This window comes from uncultured Lacinutrix sp. (assembly GCF_947500605.1).
In the GTDB taxonomy this organism is placed as follows: Bacteria; Bacteroidota; Bacteroidia; order Flavobacteriales; family Flavobacteriaceae; genus Lacinutrix.
Window position 1 is genome coordinate 153,111 of sequence record NZ_CANMSJ010000009.1, and the last position, 16,984, is coordinate 170,094.

Annotated in this window: 11 protein-coding genes; 1 reads left to right on the forward strand and 10 read right to left on the reverse strand. The window is 31.2% G+C overall.

Translation table 11 applies throughout. The annotated features are described in order from the left end of the window. Nucleotides 1-6: 6 nt before the first annotated feature. The 6 genes from Q0935_RS13045 to Q0935_RS13070 form a co-directional block, all read right to left on the reverse strand. Nucleotides 7-1,191, reverse strand: coding sequence for an energy transducer TonB (locus tag Q0935_RS13045; RefSeq protein WP_299386932.1), 1,185 nt, complete (start codon nucleotides 1,189-1,191; stop codon nucleotides 7-9). Between the two features lies 1 nt (nucleotide 1,192). Beyond that, nucleotides 1,193-1,585 (reverse strand): biopolymer transporter ExbD, encoded by a 393-nt coding sequence (locus Q0935_RS13050; protein WP_055435280.1) that lies wholly within the window; start codon nucleotides 1,583-1,585, stop codon nucleotides 1,193-1,195. 10 nt (nucleotides 1,586-1,595) lie between these two features. Then, nucleotides 1,596-2,297 carry a MotA/TolQ/ExbB proton channel family protein gene (locus Q0935_RS13055; protein WP_299253083.1) on the reverse strand — a complete coding sequence of 234 codons (702 nt, stop codon included), beginning with the start codon at nucleotides 2,295-2,297 and terminating at the stop codon, nucleotides 1,596-1,598. A 60-nt stretch (nucleotides 2,298-2,357) separates the two neighbouring features. Then, nucleotides 2,358-3,761 (reverse strand): sodium:proton antiporter NhaD, encoded by a 1,404-nt coding sequence (gene nhaD / locus Q0935_RS13060; protein ID WP_299386937.1) that lies wholly within the window; start codon nucleotides 3,759-3,761, stop codon nucleotides 2,358-2,360. 16 nt (nucleotides 3,762-3,777) lie between these two features. Continuing rightward, entirely contained in the window at nucleotides 3,778-5,004 is a 1,227-nt protein-coding gene (locus Q0935_RS13065; RefSeq protein ID WP_299253089.1) for a Glu/Leu/Phe/Val dehydrogenase dimerization domain-containing protein, read from the reverse strand. A 149-nt stretch (nucleotides 5,005-5,153) separates the two neighbouring features. Next, nucleotides 5,154-6,218: an anhydro-N-acetylmuramic acid kinase gene (locus tag Q0935_RS13070; RefSeq protein ID WP_299253092.1), complete on the reverse strand. Its 1,065-nt coding sequence runs from the start codon at nucleotides 6,216-6,218 to the stop codon at nucleotides 5,154-5,156. Nucleotides 6,219-6,307: 89 nt separating this feature from the next. On the opposite strand from Q0935_RS13070, the gene Q0935_RS13075 reads away from it, so the two are divergent. Beyond that, entirely contained in the window at nucleotides 6,308-7,450 is a 1,143-nt protein-coding gene (locus Q0935_RS13075) for an acyl-CoA dehydrogenase (RefSeq protein ID WP_299386942.1), read from the forward strand. A 55-nt stretch (nucleotides 7,451-7,505) separates the two neighbouring features. Here the strand turns inward: Q0935_RS13075 and Q0935_RS13080 are convergent, their stop codons facing one another. From Q0935_RS13080 to Q0935_RS13095, 4 genes are all read right to left on the reverse strand, one after another. After that, entirely contained in the window at nucleotides 7,506-9,944 is a 2,439-nt protein-coding gene (locus Q0935_RS13080) for a helix-turn-helix domain-containing protein (protein ID WP_299386947.1), read from the reverse strand. A gap of 243 nt (nucleotides 9,945-10,187) precedes the next feature. Further along, a complete protein-coding gene (locus Q0935_RS13085; RefSeq protein WP_299386951.1) occupies nucleotides 10,188-11,690 on the reverse strand; it encodes a reverse transcriptase family protein in 1,503 nt (500 codons plus the stop codon). 261 nt (nucleotides 11,691-11,951) lie between these two features. Beyond that, entirely contained in the window at nucleotides 11,952-13,580 is a 1,629-nt protein-coding gene (locus Q0935_RS13090; RefSeq protein WP_299386956.1) for an SWIM zinc finger family protein, read from the reverse strand. A gap of 4 nt (nucleotides 13,581-13,584) precedes the next feature. Continuing rightward, the gene (locus Q0935_RS13095; protein ID WP_299386958.1) at nucleotides 13,585-16,644 is read right to left on the reverse strand and encodes a hypothetical protein; all 3,060 of its coding nucleotides are present in this window, start codon (nucleotides 16,642-16,644) and stop codon (nucleotides 13,585-13,587) included. Nucleotides 16,645-16,984: the final 340 nt, after the last annotated feature.

A 16,984-nucleotide genomic window follows, 5' to 3' on the forward strand; every position in this document is an offset into this window, starting at 1 on the left:
TAGATATTAATTACCATTTACACTAATTGGTAAATCATAAGACACTGGAACTGGCCTACCATTTTGGATTCCAGGTTTAATATTGGGTAATAAATTTATAACTCGTTTTGCTTCTTCTTCCAATTGATCATGTGGTCCTTTTACTTTAATTCCGGTAATATTTCCAGATTGACTAATAGTAAAACGAATAAAAATTTGTTGTTTTCCTGATAACCCTAAATCTGATATAAGTATTGTATTAAAATTCTTAGCAATGAATTGATTAATTTTATCATTCATACATTTTATTCTTGCACTATTATTACCTGATTGGCAACCTGGATAAATTGGAGAGTTCTCAACAGATTTAAAAGATACACTTTTACTTCCTTCACTTTTCTTTTTTGCTGCTGCTGCTGCTGCGGAGGCTTTATCACTAGCTGCTTTTGCCGCAGCTGCTTTTGCTGCTTTTGCTTTCGCTTCGGCCGCTGACTTTGCTTTTGCGGCTTTATCTGCCGCGGCTTTTTGAGCCTTTGCTTTTTCTGCAGCAATCGCTTTGTCTTTAGCTGCTTTTTCCGCACTTGCCTTAGCTACTGCTTTTGCTTTTGCTTTTGCTTTTGCTTTTGCAGCCTTTTTTTCAGCTTCAGCTTTATCTGCCTTTGCTTTAGTTTCTTTTGCTAATTTATCTTTTGCTTCTTTTGCCTCTTTCTCGTTTTTTACCCTTAAAGCTTCTTCTTCTTGTTGCGCTAATAATTTTTCTGCTTCGGCTGCCTTTTCAGCTTTTTCAGTTTCAGCGGCTTTGGCAGCTTCTTCAGCTTCAGCTTTTTCTGCCTCTTCTTTCTCTGCTAATTCTTCTTGAAGTTGTTTTTCGGCTGCTTCCTCTTCCTGTTTAGCTTCTAATGCTGCTGCTTCCATTTCATCTTCAAGACTTTCCTCTTCTAAAACTTCTTCAGCAACTTCATCTTCAACAACTTCATCTTCTACAACCTCCTCGGACTCTTCTAATTCTGAATCTTGAACTTTAGCAGATGTAGTTGGTTGTGTATTATCATTAATAGTACTTACATCTCCAAAGTTAATTGCAACTCCATATTCTTCAGGTAAATCTTGATAATCTTGGCCTACTACAAAACATAATAACACAACAATTACAACGATTAAAGTTGTGATTTTAGCTGAATTCTGCTCGTGTTTTGTTTGTAGGTATTTCAAATTATTGAGATTTTACTGCTAATGTTGATTTTATCTTATTTCTATTCGCAATGTCCATTATATAGACTACATGTTTCATTTCTACATCTTGATCTGAACGAATTGTAATTGTAGGAGATTCTGCTCCTCCAATTTTTGCTAACAACTCAGATTCTAACGTTTCTTTAGAAACTTTTTTTAAGTCTATGTAATAACTATTATTTTTATCTACACTTACAGATACACTTTTTGTTTGTGTTGTTTTACTTGTTGAACTTGGTAATAACAAATCTATGGCTTCGGCTGAAACTAGTGTAGAAGCAATCATAAAAAAGATAAGTAGTAGGAACACAATATCCGTCATTGAAGACATATTGAATTCTGGTGTTACTTTATTTCTTCCGCGTAAATTCATAAATTAGTTATTAGATTGGTTCATTTAAAAGGTCTAAGAATTCTAATGAATTTGCTTCCATTTGATATACCACTTTGTCTGTTTTAACAACGACATGGTTATATGCTATGTAAGCAACAATTCCAACAATTAAACCTCCAACTGTTGTGGTCATTGCAGTATATAAACCATCTGCTAATGTTTTAATATCGATAGAACCACCTGAATTTGCTATTTCGAATATTGAAAGAATCATTCCAATAACTGTTCCTAAAAATCCAATCATTGGAGCTGCACCAGAAATTGTAGCTAAAACACTTACGTTTTTTTCAAGACTATAAATCTCTAAACGCCCTGCATTTTCTATAGCTGTATTAATATCGTCTAACGGTTTTCCTATTCTAGAAATTCCTTTACTAATTAATCTAGATACCGGTGAATTAGTTTGTGAACATAAATTTTGAGCAGAATCTATTTTACCACTACTTACGTAGTCTTTAATTTGATTCATAAAATTAGCATCTACCTTTGAAGCTTCCTTTATAGCCATTATTCTTTCAAAATAAATATAAAGTGCTGCAACAAATAAAACGAATAGTAAACCAATTATTATTATTCCAGCTGTACCTCCTGTGGTAATCAGCTCAATTATTGATAATGTTTTTTCGGTTGTTTCACCATCAACTAATAAATCTGCTTCTTGTGATGCGTCTTGTAATAAAGTGTTTAACATATTGTTTGTTTAGATAAATGTATAACGTTATTTTTTTTAATCTCGTATTAATGAGTTTATTTAAAACAGTGTTCTAGTCCAGAAGAAGACTAATGTTCCTGCTAAAAACCCTACTAATGCTAACCAAGATATTTTTTTGAAATACCAGAAAAAATCTATTTTTTCCATTCCCATTGCAACCACTCCTGCTGCCGAACCGATAATTAACATACTTCCACCTGTTCCTGCTGCATAAGCAATAAAGTGCCAAAGTTCGTTATCCATAGGCTCATGGAACATACCTAAACTAGCTGCTACTAAAGGTACATTGTCTATTACTGCAGAACCAATACCCAAAAGAATAACTACTAAATCTGAAACACCTGCGTGACCACCTGGATGAATTTCAGTTCCTAACATTGGAACAGAAGTTTGTAAAGAATCTGCGAAGTTAAATAATGTTCCTAAAGATTCTAAAGCTGCTACAGCCATTAAAATACCTAAGAAAAACAAAATACTTGGCAGTTCGATTTTAGATAATGAGTGGTGTACTGGACTGTGGTGTGCATTAGCATCACTTTCTACTCCATCATACTCCGTTAAACTGAATTTTGAAGAACTATAGATTTCAGCAAAAATAGCTACAACTCCTAAAGACAACATCATCCCAACATAAGGCGGTAAATGTGTTACCATTTTAAAGATAGGTACAAAAACAATTGCTCCTAAACCTAAATATAACATTGTACCACTAAAACGACTTTTTGGTTTATCGTCTGTGTTTTCTTCAACATCTAAGTTTCCTTTAAACGCTGGTAAAAATGAAGCTATAAATGTAGGCACTAACATACATACTAAAGATGGTAATAATAGGTAACCAAATAAGTGACCTGTTGATACTTTTTTACCAATCCAAAGCATTGTAGTTGTTACATCTCCAATTGGAGAAAAAGCACCACCTGCATTTGCTGCAATAATTATTAAACCTGCATACCAAATACGTACACTTCTATCTTTTACAATTTTTTGAAGTATTGATATTAATACAATAGTGGCTGTTAAGTTATCTATAATTGCAGAAAGCACGAATGCTAAACCACAGAAGATCCAAAGGATTTTAGACTTCTTCTTTGTTTTAATAAAGTTTTTTATAGTTGAAAAACCGTCGAAATAATCTATAATCTCAACAATTGTCATTGCTCCTAATAAGAACACTAAAATTTCGGCAGTTTTACCTAAATGATGCAATAATGTTTCTTCCATTAAATGCATTTTGGCTTCATGACCTAAAGCTGGAAAATTTTCTACTAATGCATGATTTGCAGAATCGAACCAATTTGGAAACGAATCTATACCTAATGAAATTAATGCCCAACTTATAGCCATCATGACCAAAGCAGGAATTAATTTATCTATTTTAATACTGTGTTCTAATGTAATGGCTAAATAACCAATTACAAATACTAGAATAATTGCTGTTTCCATAGTTTATATAAAGGGATTAAACAAGTTGAGTTAGTGCAATTTCGAAAGCTGTTTTGCTAATTTCGGTTTTGCTAGGGTTTTTATCGTATGTATTTTGAATAGCTTTTTTAATAATGCTAGACGTATCGTTGAAGATGGCTTCATCCGTCATTTGTACTTTACGTTCCATAAAGTATGCGAATACTCTTGCCATACCACAGTTTGAAATAAAATCTGGAATAAGACTTACTTTCTCGTCTGTAGATTCCATAATGCTTCCAAAGAAAATTTCTTTATCTGCGAAAGGTACATTTGCTCCACATGAAATAACTTCTAGTCCAGTATTAATCATCTGACTAATTTGATCTTGAGTTATTAAACGAGATGCTGCACATGGTGCAAAAATCTCAGTTTCAAGAGACCAAATACGTTCGTTCATTTCTGCAAACGGAATCATGTTTTCTGTCGCTAATGTATTTCCGTTTTTAGTTAAAAAGAAGTTTGTTATTTCATCGAAAGAAAAACCTTCTTCTTTAATAACACCTCCAGAAATATCTATAATACCAACCACTTTAGCTCCCATTTGTGCTAAATAATAAGCTGCTGCAGATCCTACATTTCCAAAACCTTGAACTACAGCGCGTTTTCCAACAACACTTCCTCCGTAAATTTCGTAATAATGTTTTACAGCTTCGGCAACGCCATAACCTGTAATCATATCTGCTACAGTATATTTTCTTGCCACATCTGGTGAGAATCCTGGGTTTTCGATAACTTTAATAACACCTTGACGTAATTGGCCAATGCGATTAATTTTATCTGCTTCAGTTGGTTTAAAGTGTCCGTTAAATACACCTTCTTGTGGATGCCAAACTCCAGATTGCTCTGTAATTGGGATTACCTCATGGATTTCATCGACATTTAAATCTCCTCCAGTTCCATAATAACTTTTAAGTAATGGAGAGACTGCTTTATACCAACGTTCTAAAACGCCTTTTTTTCTTGGATCTTTAGGATCGAAATTAATACCCGATTTTGCACCACCAATCGCTGGTCCTGAAACGGTAAATTTAACCTCCATTGTTTTTGCTAGAGATAGAACTTCGTTCATATCTAAACCTTTACGCATTCTTGTTCCCCCACCTGCAGCACCTCCTCTAAGAGAATTTATTACTGTCCAACCTTCGGCTTCTGTTTCTGCGTCTTTCCAGTTAAAAACAATTTCTGGTTCTTTATTTTCGTATATTTTAAGTAATTCTTTCATTTTAGTCTATTGTAACGTTATCAATTTATTTTATTTTTTTTCTGAAAATATAATTGAAACGTAGCTAAAGTTGATTCATTTAAATAATGATTTATTGGTTTAACAAATATAAAAAACTAAAGGTGCATAAAGTAAAAAAATATTTTTTTTTACGATTGAAATATTACACCTGAAGAATGATCCTTTTTTGCACCTGTAACACTAGACAGACAGTTGTTTTCTGCTCGAAGTTTTAAAACTCCTAAAAAGCCAAAAATTAAAGCTTCTTTAAATTCTATAATTTCTTTTGAAGGTATTTGAATTGTATTATTACATAAGTCCTCTATTCTAGACATTAAAAACGAATTAAAAACACCTCCACCAGTTACTAATATTGATGCATTTTGTTGAACATTTAAAACATTAGAAATCTGAATAGCAACGTGCTCTACAACAGTTCTTAAAATATCTTTTACTGAAAGATTATAACTATCAATTATTGGAAATACAATTTCATTAACCCATTCTAATCCTAATGATTTTGGATAGGTTTCCTTATAAAACGGAAGGTTATTTAACTCCTTTAATAAATCTGTATTTAGTACTCCTTCTTTTGCTAAAGCTCCTTTATCATCATATGCAAAACCTAATATTGAGACATACTTATTAAGGACGATATTTACCGGGCAGATATCGAAAGCGATTCTTTTTCCTTTAATTTCTGTTGAAACATTAGCAAAACCACCAAGATTTATACAATAATTATAATCTGAAAACAACAATTGATCTCCAATTGGAACTAAAGGCGCACCTTGACCTCCTAATTGGACATCTTGAACTCTAAAATCGCAAACTATTGTTTGGTTTAGTTTTTTTGCTAAAACGGAAAGGTTTCCTATTTGGTAAGTTAATCCGTATTCGGGTTTATGTAATGCTGTGTGTCCATGAGAACAGATAGCATATATTGACGAAATATTATTTTCTGTTATAAATTTTTGAATAACTTCAGATAAATATAATGTATAATCCAGATCTAATTCGGCTAATTCTTCTTTTGAATACTTTATTAAAGTTTTCAATTTACCAAGCCATTCTTCCGCGTAAGCGATAGTATCGGCTTTAATAATTTTAAAAGACCATTGCTCTTTAAAAGAGAAATTAATGAATGCTAAATCTATTCCATCTAAAGAGGTCCCAGACATAACTCCAATAACATTATATTCCGTTTTTATCATATTCTGTAAAAATAGAAATATCTATTGAAAGAAAACTAATAAAGAGCTATATTTGCACTCTTATTTTATCAAATTAATATTATAAAAAGATGGATTTTAGCTTAACCGAAGAGCATTTAATGATACGCGACGCAGCTCGCGATTTTGCACAAACCGAATTATTACCAGGCGTTATAGAACGTGATAATAAACAGGAATTCCCACAAGAATTAGTTAAGAAAATGGGTGATTTAGGTTTTATGGGTATTATGGTAAATCCTAAATATGGAGGAAGCGGAATGGACGCTATTTCTTACGTTTTAATAATGGAAGAGCTATCTAAAATAGATGCTTCGGCTTCTGTAATTGTTTCTGTAAACAACTCTTTAGTTTGTTATGGATTAGAAGCTTATGCAAACGAAGAGCAAAAACAAAAATACTTAACTAAGCTTGCTACTGGTGAGTTTGTTGGTGCTTTTTGTTTAAGTGAACCAGAAGCAGGAAGTGATGCTACATCTCAAAAAACAACGGCTATAGATAAAGGAGACCACTATGTAATTAACGGAACAAAAAACTGGATTACTAGTGGAGGAAGAGCTGATGTTTATTTAGTAATTGCACAAACAGATAAAGACAAAGGACATAAAGGTATTAATGCTTTTATAGTTGAAAAAGGAACTCCTGGTTTTGATGTTGGACCTAAAGAAGATAAATTAGGAATACGTGGTAGTGATACGCATACGTTACAATTTAACGATGTTAAGGTACCAAAAGAAAACAGAATTGGTGAAGATGGTTTTGGTTTTAAATTTGCTATGAAAACTTTATCTGGAGGAAGAATAGGTATTGCTGCACAAGCTTTAGGTATTGCTGCTGGAGCTTATGAATTGGCCTTAAAATACTCTAAAGAGCGTAAAGCATTTGGAACAGAAATTTGCAACCACCAGGCTATTGCTTTTAAATTAGCAGATATGTATACTGAAATTGAAGCTGCCCGTATGCTAGTAATGAAAGCTGCTTGGGATAAGGACCAAGGTAACAACTACGATATGTCTAGTGCTATGGCAAAATTATATGCCTCTCAAGTTGCTATGACGCATACTGTAGAAGCTGTACAAATACATGGTGGGAATGGTTTTGTAAAAGAATACCACGTAGAGCGTTTAATGCGTGATGCTAAGATTACACAAATTTATGAAGGGACTTCTGAAATACAGAAAATTGTAATTTCAAGAGGCGTTATTAAAGGATAATAACATCTTCAATTTATATAAAAAAAGCGTAACCATTTATTTGGTTACGCTTTTTTTATTGCCTTGCTAAATCCTCTAACACTAATCTTATTTCTCCAAAAGTGTACTTATTGTCTATTTGGTGTTTTAAGTCTGAGAGGTTTTCGAACTTATGCTTTGGGATAATCGCTTTTAATTCTTTATAATGTCTTTCGGAAATTAAGTCTAATATCTTAATCTCTCCAGTGTCTATAAAACTTGATAAATGTCCGCTAATAGTAGCTACATTTAAATCGCGCTCCATAGCTATTTGTTCTATTGCTTTTCCAGATTTAAATAAATCTAAAGACGTTCTTTTAGTTTCTCCTACTTTTCGTTTGGGCTTTACTGTTTCAAAAATTTCAGATTTCTTAGCTGTTTCAATATCATTTTCATCGCAATACTCTCGTATTACCTTTAAAATATCTTTACCGTATTTCTCTACTCTGGTTTTTCCGAAACCACTTACATTTAGTAATTCGGCAGAATTAGTAGGCAGCGTTTCACACATTTCATATAACGATTTTTGTGTAAAAATTTGAAAATGCACTAAATCATGTTCCTTAGCAATTGTATTTCTTAACTCACGAAGTAACTCGAATAACTCAACATTTGTAGTACCATCGATAATGGTTTTTCTAGGTTTCTTTGGCGCTTCTTTTGCTAAGAAAACAGACTTTGCTCGTAATTCTAAAAAATGTTTCACTTTAAAACCATCTGCCAAGCCTTTAAAATAAAGTTGTTTTGTTGCTAGCAACTCTTCAAATAAATCTAAAGCTTTTGCAATATCTTTTTCTACCGTCTTATTATCTGTTGTAAAACTAAATGTTTTATAAGGTTCAAGAATTTTTGCTTCTACCTCTTTTTTATAATAATTTAAAGCTTTTATAAAACGAGCTTGTATTTCTTTACTTGATTCTGGTGTTAGCGTTATTTCAGAAAGCTCATTCAATTGTGCTTTAAAACCATTGGCTACTTTAAGTAAACTAGCAGCACAATCTTTAATTGTAATTAAAGGTGCTTCAACATTACCTTCTATACTTCCTCTGTTTTTATAATAGATATCTAAAACGCGATTAACAGGATATAAAAATTTATAAAAATTGAAAATCTCTGATATTAAATCTAATTGAAAAACGGACTTCGATTTTGCCAAAACAGCATCGTCTGGTTGATTTTCTTCTGCTCTTTTATTAAACGAAATAACATTAATATCGCTAATTATCTGATTAGAACTAATCTTACTTTTTAACACTAAACCTTCCAAACTTTTACAACGACTTAACGCAACATACGTTTGCCCATGAGCAAAAGCACCTTCTGCATCTATAATCGCTTTATCGAAAGTTAAACCTTGACTTTTATGAATTGTAATAGACCAAGCCAAACGTAAAGGCATCTGCGTGTAAGAGCCAATCTTGTTTTCTGTAATGGCCTTAGTATCCTTATCTACATCGTAATTTATATTATCCCAAACCTCTGGTTTTGTAATAATATTAAACTCATCGTCCGGACATTTTACAACAACTTCGTCCTTATCTAGTAAAATAACTTTACCAATTTTACCATTAAAATAACGTTTCTCTACAGAGCTATCGTTTTTAATAAACATAACCTGAGAACCAACTTTTAGGTTTAAAACCTCTTTTGTTGGATATGAAAATTCTGGAAACTTGCCTTCTACCGAAGCTTTATAATTAACAGATTTTCCTTTTAGTTTCTCTAATTCGGACTTATTAGTTTGTTCTGCCTTAAAATTGTGGGTCGTTAACGAAATATAACCTTCCTCTTCTGTAGCTTGAAAATTAGGGTCATAACTTTTATTTAATTCATCGGCAGATTCCTGCGATAAAGTATTCGTTCTTATTTCATTTAAAATATCTATAAACTTAGGATTATCCTGTCTGTAAATATGTTTTAACTCAACAGTAATAGCAAGCGACTCCTTATAAGCAATGCTACTAAAAAAGAAAGCATTATCATAAAAAGGCTTTAATAATTGCCATTCATTATCCTTAACAACAGGCGATAATTGCTGTAAATCACCAATCATTAATAACTGTACACCTCCAAAAACTTTAGTTCTATCTCTAAATCTTCTTAACGTTTTATCGATACCGTCAAGCAAATCTGCTCGAACCATACTAATTTCATCAATAACCAATAAATCCATAGATTTAATAATATTGATCTTCGTCTTCCCAAATTTTCTATTAAAACCTCCCGAACCTTTTAAATCTTCGTTAGGTAAAATAGGCCCAAAAGGCATCTGAAAAAACGAATGTATAGTCACACCTTTAGCATTAATAGCCGCAACACCAGTTGGTGCCACCACTACCATTCGCTTTAAAGAGTTCATCTTTAGCTTATGTAAAAAAGTAGTTTTTCCAGTTCCCGCTTTTCCTGTTAAAAACACATTTCTATTTGTGTTATTAATAAAATCCCAAGCTAAATCTAATTCCTTATTTGTAGTCATTTTTAGTATTTCAATACAGAATCTCAAGATAAATAAAATGAATAGTTTTTATGGCGCGTTTTTAAGAAAAATAAAAACCACGCTATCCACTATATCTTTTTTTAGTCTAGACTTCTTTAAGCGTCAATGCTTTCAAGCAAACGCTTTATTATATATTTATTTTTTTTGGGAATAATAAAAAAAGGATGCCGTTTCTATCGTTCGCGCTCCTACTTACTATGGTCAATATTAAAACTAAGATCTTTACTTCTTAAAAAATGAAGATACCTTTTTAATAAAACCACTAAATAAACCAGAACCTCCTTTTTTAGCATTGGGTGCATATTGTTTTTTATGCGCTTCCTTATAATTATATTTTACAAGAATAGCATTAACACGTTCTTTGTAAATAGCTCCTTTTACTTCATCAATCTGAAAAATAAAATTAGCATAACCATCTATTTGAGCCAAAACATTTCCGCCTTTATTCCAGTACTTACCTTCTATTCCTTCTTTTTCTATTTGATGTAATAAAGCTCTAAATCGCTTTAAAGACGTTTTACTAATATTAGCTTTCTCATTAACTACAACACCAGTAACTTCTTGCTTGGCATTGCGTTTCATTACACGTGATTTTTCAGGATGTAACTTAAAATTTTCATCTCTAACAATTTTACCAGAATATTTAAGCAGTGCTGTAATTTTAGGTAAGCATTCCTTAGCACCAGAAAATGTAATATCGTCTACATATCTTGTATAATCGAAATTATATTTCTTCGCCAAACCAGATAATCTGAAATCTAATTTTCGGCATAAAATATTTGTAATTGCTGGACTGCAAGGCGAACCTTGTGGTAAAAAACGCTCTCCACGTTGCGCATAATAATCTTCGCCCAATAAAGAGACATCTAATATTTTAGGTTCGGAACATATTAATGCTAAAATAGTAGCTACTTGATTAGAGTAGCCTAAAGACATAAACACACCTTTTATTCTATTATAAGTTACCGATGGGAAAAAGTTTTGAAAATCTTGATTCACAACAACCGCTTTACCAATATGTGGCACTGCATTGGTTTTTATAGATTTACCTATAACACAACCATGTGCATTATCGTGTACTTTTACATTGTTTAAAATATGCTCTAAAATCCAATGCTGCGCATTTTTAAGCTTTGGCATTGGTGCCGAAATTAAACGATAACCACCCGACTTTTTAGGCATTTGAAATCGTTTGTAATGACTAATCTTTGAGTTCTTTCTAGTAAAAGACAGAAACCGAAGTTCTCCAACCGTAATCCCAATAGCTAATGCTAAATCTTGAGCAGTATTTAAAACTGGTAAGTTTTGTGTTTTTAAACGTGCAACATCAGATTCGTTTTTATTTAGGTTATTAGAATAACCAGAACCTATGTAAAGAATCTCTTTTTCTTTAGAGGCTTTCCATTGTGCAGCTTTTTCTAAACGTTCTTTTTCTCGTTTTTCTTTAGTTTCCTTTTGAGATTGTTTAGAAGCAAATTTACGTTCTTGATGCTTTTTAGCTAAAAAAGCTTCAGGATCTTCAATAATTCGTTTTTCCTTTAAAAGCTTTTGTAATTCTTTAGACAGTTGAGATTCTTCTTTAAAAAATGCGTTTAAACTTTTAAAATCAAGCTCTTCTTGATTCCAAAAACCCAAACGTTTCATTTCAGAAAGTATGTATTCTTGTTTAGAAGACTCTTTTATTTTATCATAAATTTCCTGTCTTCTTTCTGTAGAATTTTTCATATAATAAAAAAAGGTAGCGATAAGATGTATGTTGTATTCCCTTCGTACTATTCTCAAGACTGAATTGAACAACTCCAGTGAAATAGGTACCATAGTATTATTTCACTTCGCAGAAGTCTAACCGGAAATAGTACTATGGTACCTATTTCACAAGTTAAGTTCGAGTCAGTGATGCGTTCGGTGTCTTTAAGCAAGATTGGCGATACACCAATCAAATTGCAAGGTTTTTATCTTATCACTACCATGGGTTTAAATATAATATTATTTTTTATCAAAAGTGATTCTTGTTGCTAATATATGCTCACAAGGTCCTTTTGTCATTTTATTCTCATAATAGTAACTGCATGTGCAACTACCATCTACAATTTTTAAATCGTTGTCTATTGTTGCAATAACTTTGTATTTATTACTTACAATACTTTTTAGCGTTATTTTATCGTTTCTATTTTCAACTTTTAAATCGGACACCGCATTTTGTTCCATTAATTTATAAGCTTCTTTATCAGTTTCACTAGAAAAACGTAAAGATTCTATATCTATTCCTTCTCTTTTAAGTTCGCGAATACGGTATACTTTATTCTTTAAATCGAAAATAACTTTACCTGCTTGAGTAAATGTTTCTAAAGATTTATTTACAACCGATACATCTAAGTTCATAGTTTTTGCAATTTCAGCTTCGCTTGCAAACCAATGTTTTCGTAATTCTAAATACACGCTTTGCATTGTTGTTGCAGGTACTTGACCTCTTGGAGATAATAAATCTAATTGGCTAGATTGCGTCCAATCATTAGCTGTCCATCCAGAAAGCCCTAAAGTAAAATACATTTCTGAAGTTAAATGTGCTGTATAAAACGAAGGCATTCCATTACCTAAAAGATGTACTGTAAACCTGTCTGTTATTGGTAATAAACGTTCTAAAAGTAAAATACGTCGTCTTCCCCAAACTCTAATTTCTTGAGCCGAGTCTCCTTTATATATTGATTGCTTACAAACAACTTCTATATTCCAAGGTTCGAAAACAGCAACTATAGGTTCGCCAGGATTTAATATATATTTTATAGAACGTGGTCCTTTTCGTTCTTTGTTTCTTTTTAATACTGAAATAAAATTAGCAATATCAATAGCTTCTAACTCAAAAGAAACTTTTTTAGAGGTCATTGCTGTACTTACTTGAAGAAAACCACGAACCCAACTATCGGGTAAATCTATTTTTACTTCTCTGTAATTTTCTTCTCCTGTTGTTTTTACATCAAAACCTTTAGGATCAATTTTAAAATCTGTTTCCTTATAGGTTCTTATTTTCTGAAACTCTTCATATAATTTCTTCGAATAATCAATATTGGTTGTACCGCATTTAAAGTCACTTATATTATTAAAGACATCGTAACCGCAAGATAACTTTCCGTAGACGGATTCATCTTTACTAAAACATTCAAAAAACACTTGGTCTGGATGTACTGTAATTACTGGGTCCAAAACCATCCAAGCATCCATATCGCGTTTGTATAAATAATTAAAATAGTTACGTTGTGCTTTATAGTAAGGTTTCATAATAACATCGCGTTCTTTACGAAGTCCTTCTAATTGCGAACGCACATTATGAATTTCTGTTTGTAATTTTGATAAATCTGAACTCGCCTCGGCTAACCAAATCTCTTCTTGGCTTTTTAACCAAGCCAAATATTCTGTATTATCTTTTGGCTGAAAATTAAAATCGGCAACAACAACATGATGTAATGCAGAAATAGCTTCCCTAAATGGGATTTTTTTATCTAAAGTTCCAACAAAAAATGTTGGCTCTCTTAAAGTGTCTGGTGCAAAACTGACATCTGTTGCAGACACACCATTGTTTACACTACTCGATCCTCCATATTTATAATTAAACTGCATACAATTAATTCCGTTTTATTAATAATGGAATTTCTATATCTGGATGTGCTTCGGCAATAGTTAACAGTATGTCTATATTATTACTGGTATCTGTTATTGTATTAGTACCTAAAACAGCTTCTATTAATCGAGTTGTCATAATTGCAACAGATTTACTTTTTATAGACTCTTGTTCCAAAAATGTATAAATTCTTGTTTTTGCAACTCTGTTTTCATTAATATTAAACAAGGTTGTTTTAAAATAGGTTTCTAATTTTAGGATGACTTCTTCATTATCTTTTGCATAATTATCTAAATAATTAGTTACAAAAAACTGCATTGCTTTTGTAGGATGTTCTTGGAGTTTCAATAATAAAGGCAAACCTTTTTTATCACTAAAATGTTGTGTTATCATTTTACGACCAAAATACTGAACTTCCATTTTTGTATGATCGCATGCATAAAGTAGCATGTTAATTGTCCAGTTTTCCGATTTTATGTGTTCTTTAAAATAAGTACAAGCCCAAGTAATTATGTCTTCCCAATCGGAATTAAAAATTAGCAATGCAGCTTCTAATTCGTAATTAATTTTAGGTACATGATTTTTAAAATAATCCTTTACAATAGTTCTAATTGTAAAAATGTCACTATTTGCTAATTGTACAATGGAGTTTACAGATAGCGTTTCTATATCAACATGCTCATTAAATAAAGGCTCTCCCAACTTCTGGGCATAATCGTAATTAGATAATAGCAATCCAAATATATTCTCTTGAGGTATACTACTTAAATACTGTTTGTAATTAGTTGTTAAAAGAGTGTAACAGTTTTTATGTAATCCTTCATAACTTTCAGCAGTTTCAACCGCTCGAATTAAAGATTTAAAAAGATTGTTTTTAAATTTTTCATCTAACCTAATTAGTTTTTCAACTGTCGGTTGAATAGCCTCTCTAACTTCATCATATTCTGAAAAACAAAAAGAACTTATTCTATAATGGTTTTCTAAAAGAAATTCATCTGGGAAATGAGATAATAATTCGATTCCTACTTGTCGTAATTGTGGACTTTCCGAATTTATATAACCATCAACAGTATCTTTAAACAATTGATAAGTTGGTAAAACATTTTGCTTAGCTAAATTTGCAGCGTATAATTTATTTATATCTATGTTTGAGTTTGCTAATACTTTTATCTTTTCTTCAGAAACAGAGCTTAGTAATTTCCCAAAGTTGGTGTTTCCTATTAAGTTATTTACTTCAATAAGATATTCTAATGTAAATATTGAAGGCGAATTAAATAAACTATTTAAGTTTTCTATATTTAAAGGTTCATTGTATTTAATAGATTTATCAAATACTTCCTTTAAATAATCTACAACATTTTCTTTACCTATTAGTAATAGTCGTTCTATAAAACTAGTTTCAACAAAAAAATCAGACTCATATTTTTTCAACCAATTAAACCCTAAAGTATTTGCTCTGTCATTATTGGCTTTAATTAATCCTATTAATAAAGAACTTTCTGGTTTAATTAATCGAAATTTTTGTTCTACAATATCTAAAATGACATCTAATACTCTTGGATGATAATGAGATACTAACTGCTCTAATAACTCATCATCAATATTTTCTAAAAAATGACTATTGTCTTTAATAATTCTTAAAGCAAATTCAACAGCTATTTCACTATTAGCATTTGCTAATATATAAACAACTTCATCCGGTTTAGAATCCCATAGCTTAGTAAGAGCTTCTTCTCTTGGTAAATTATTTGTATCACTTTCTAAATAAAACCATTTATTACTCTGGTGTTGTAATCGAGTAGAACTTCCGTAAACAATATACATCAATGCTAAAAACTCATGATATTTTGGAAAAACGCGTTTCTCTGTATTATATTTCCTCGTTTCATTATTGTAACTATAATGATACTGAACATCTTCTTTAGCATTATCTAATGCATCATCAAGTGACACTAAAAGAGATTTAGCATACTCAACATATAACGTTTTATTAGTTTTACTTATATCGTATATAAACTGATAAGTAGTCTTATTAAAATAATGCTTTGTCTTTTTAGAAAACGCAATAGAAGGATTTGTTTTTTGTTTCTCTGTATCTGCATTAGTCCATTCATTATTTACATACAAATAATTAGAAGTATAACCTGGTTTACTAATAGCTATTCTTTTAGATGTTAACGCAAAAAAAATAACATCGTTTAAAATATGTGAAGCCCTATAAATATATCTTATAGATTTAAAAAAGTTCACCTTTAAAGGAGCTTTATCTATAAAAGTATATAATTTTTTTTTAAATGAAATATCATTAATAGAAAACAAATAACAGTAATATAATACCGATCCATCAATATCCTTATCTTTTAAAAAGTAAACTGCTAATGCATTAAAAAAAGCATCGGTGTTTCCAATATGAACTTTAAGTTCTTCTGGCAAATTAACTAAAGCTTGATCTCTAACTTTAGATTTAGAACTCTCATCACCCAGTTTTAAAATATAAGAAGCACTAACACGACCAACTTTATCAATAAAACCTTTAGATTCAAATACATCAAAAATCTTATTTACGCTAGAAACATCGTTGAATTTGGATAATGAGTAAATAGAAGCATATTGTTCAAAAGTATCTTTAGAATCAATAAAGTGGTTTATATATGGTATAGCTTTAACTATATTAAAAAAAGAAGCTCTAATTATAATTCTAGAAACCTTCCAATCTCTAACATATACTCCTATAACAGCATCCTTTAAATATTTTATTATGGTATCCTCTCTTCCTAAATTTAATTCAATATTAATCTCAGGAGTTTCGTTAGCAATCAAAGATAATTCCTCACTATAACCTTTCTTCTCTTTAGAAGAAACCAAACTATTAAATATTAAAAGTGCTTCATCATAAGCTATTGGGAATATCGTTTTAGTACCTTCTCTCAAACTAGCGCCTCTTCTACCGTATCTAAAATTGACTATAAATAAATCTGAACCCGATTCACAAAGGTCCACTTCATAAACTTTATCCGATTTACCTTCTGAAAAGTATAATGTTTTTTGCTTAATTATTTTCAACTATAAAGATTTTATAAGTAAATATAAACAAAAACTAAAGTGTAATTAAATAATAACCAGAATTTAAATACCCATAAAACTTCATGTAATTATTAATGGCGCGTTTTTATAAAAATAAAAACCATGCTATCCACTATATCTTTTTTTTGCATAAGTGCAACAAAAAAAAGGATGCCGCTGCTATCACTCGCGCAAGGCATACCAGCTTAAGTCTGTACTCTTATACATTATTTTTTTATATGGTTCAAACTTTGTTCAAAAAGGTTTAAACAAAAAAAATCCTCAACAAATAAATGTTGAGGATTCTCTAAAAAAGGCGACGACCTACTCTCCCACGAAT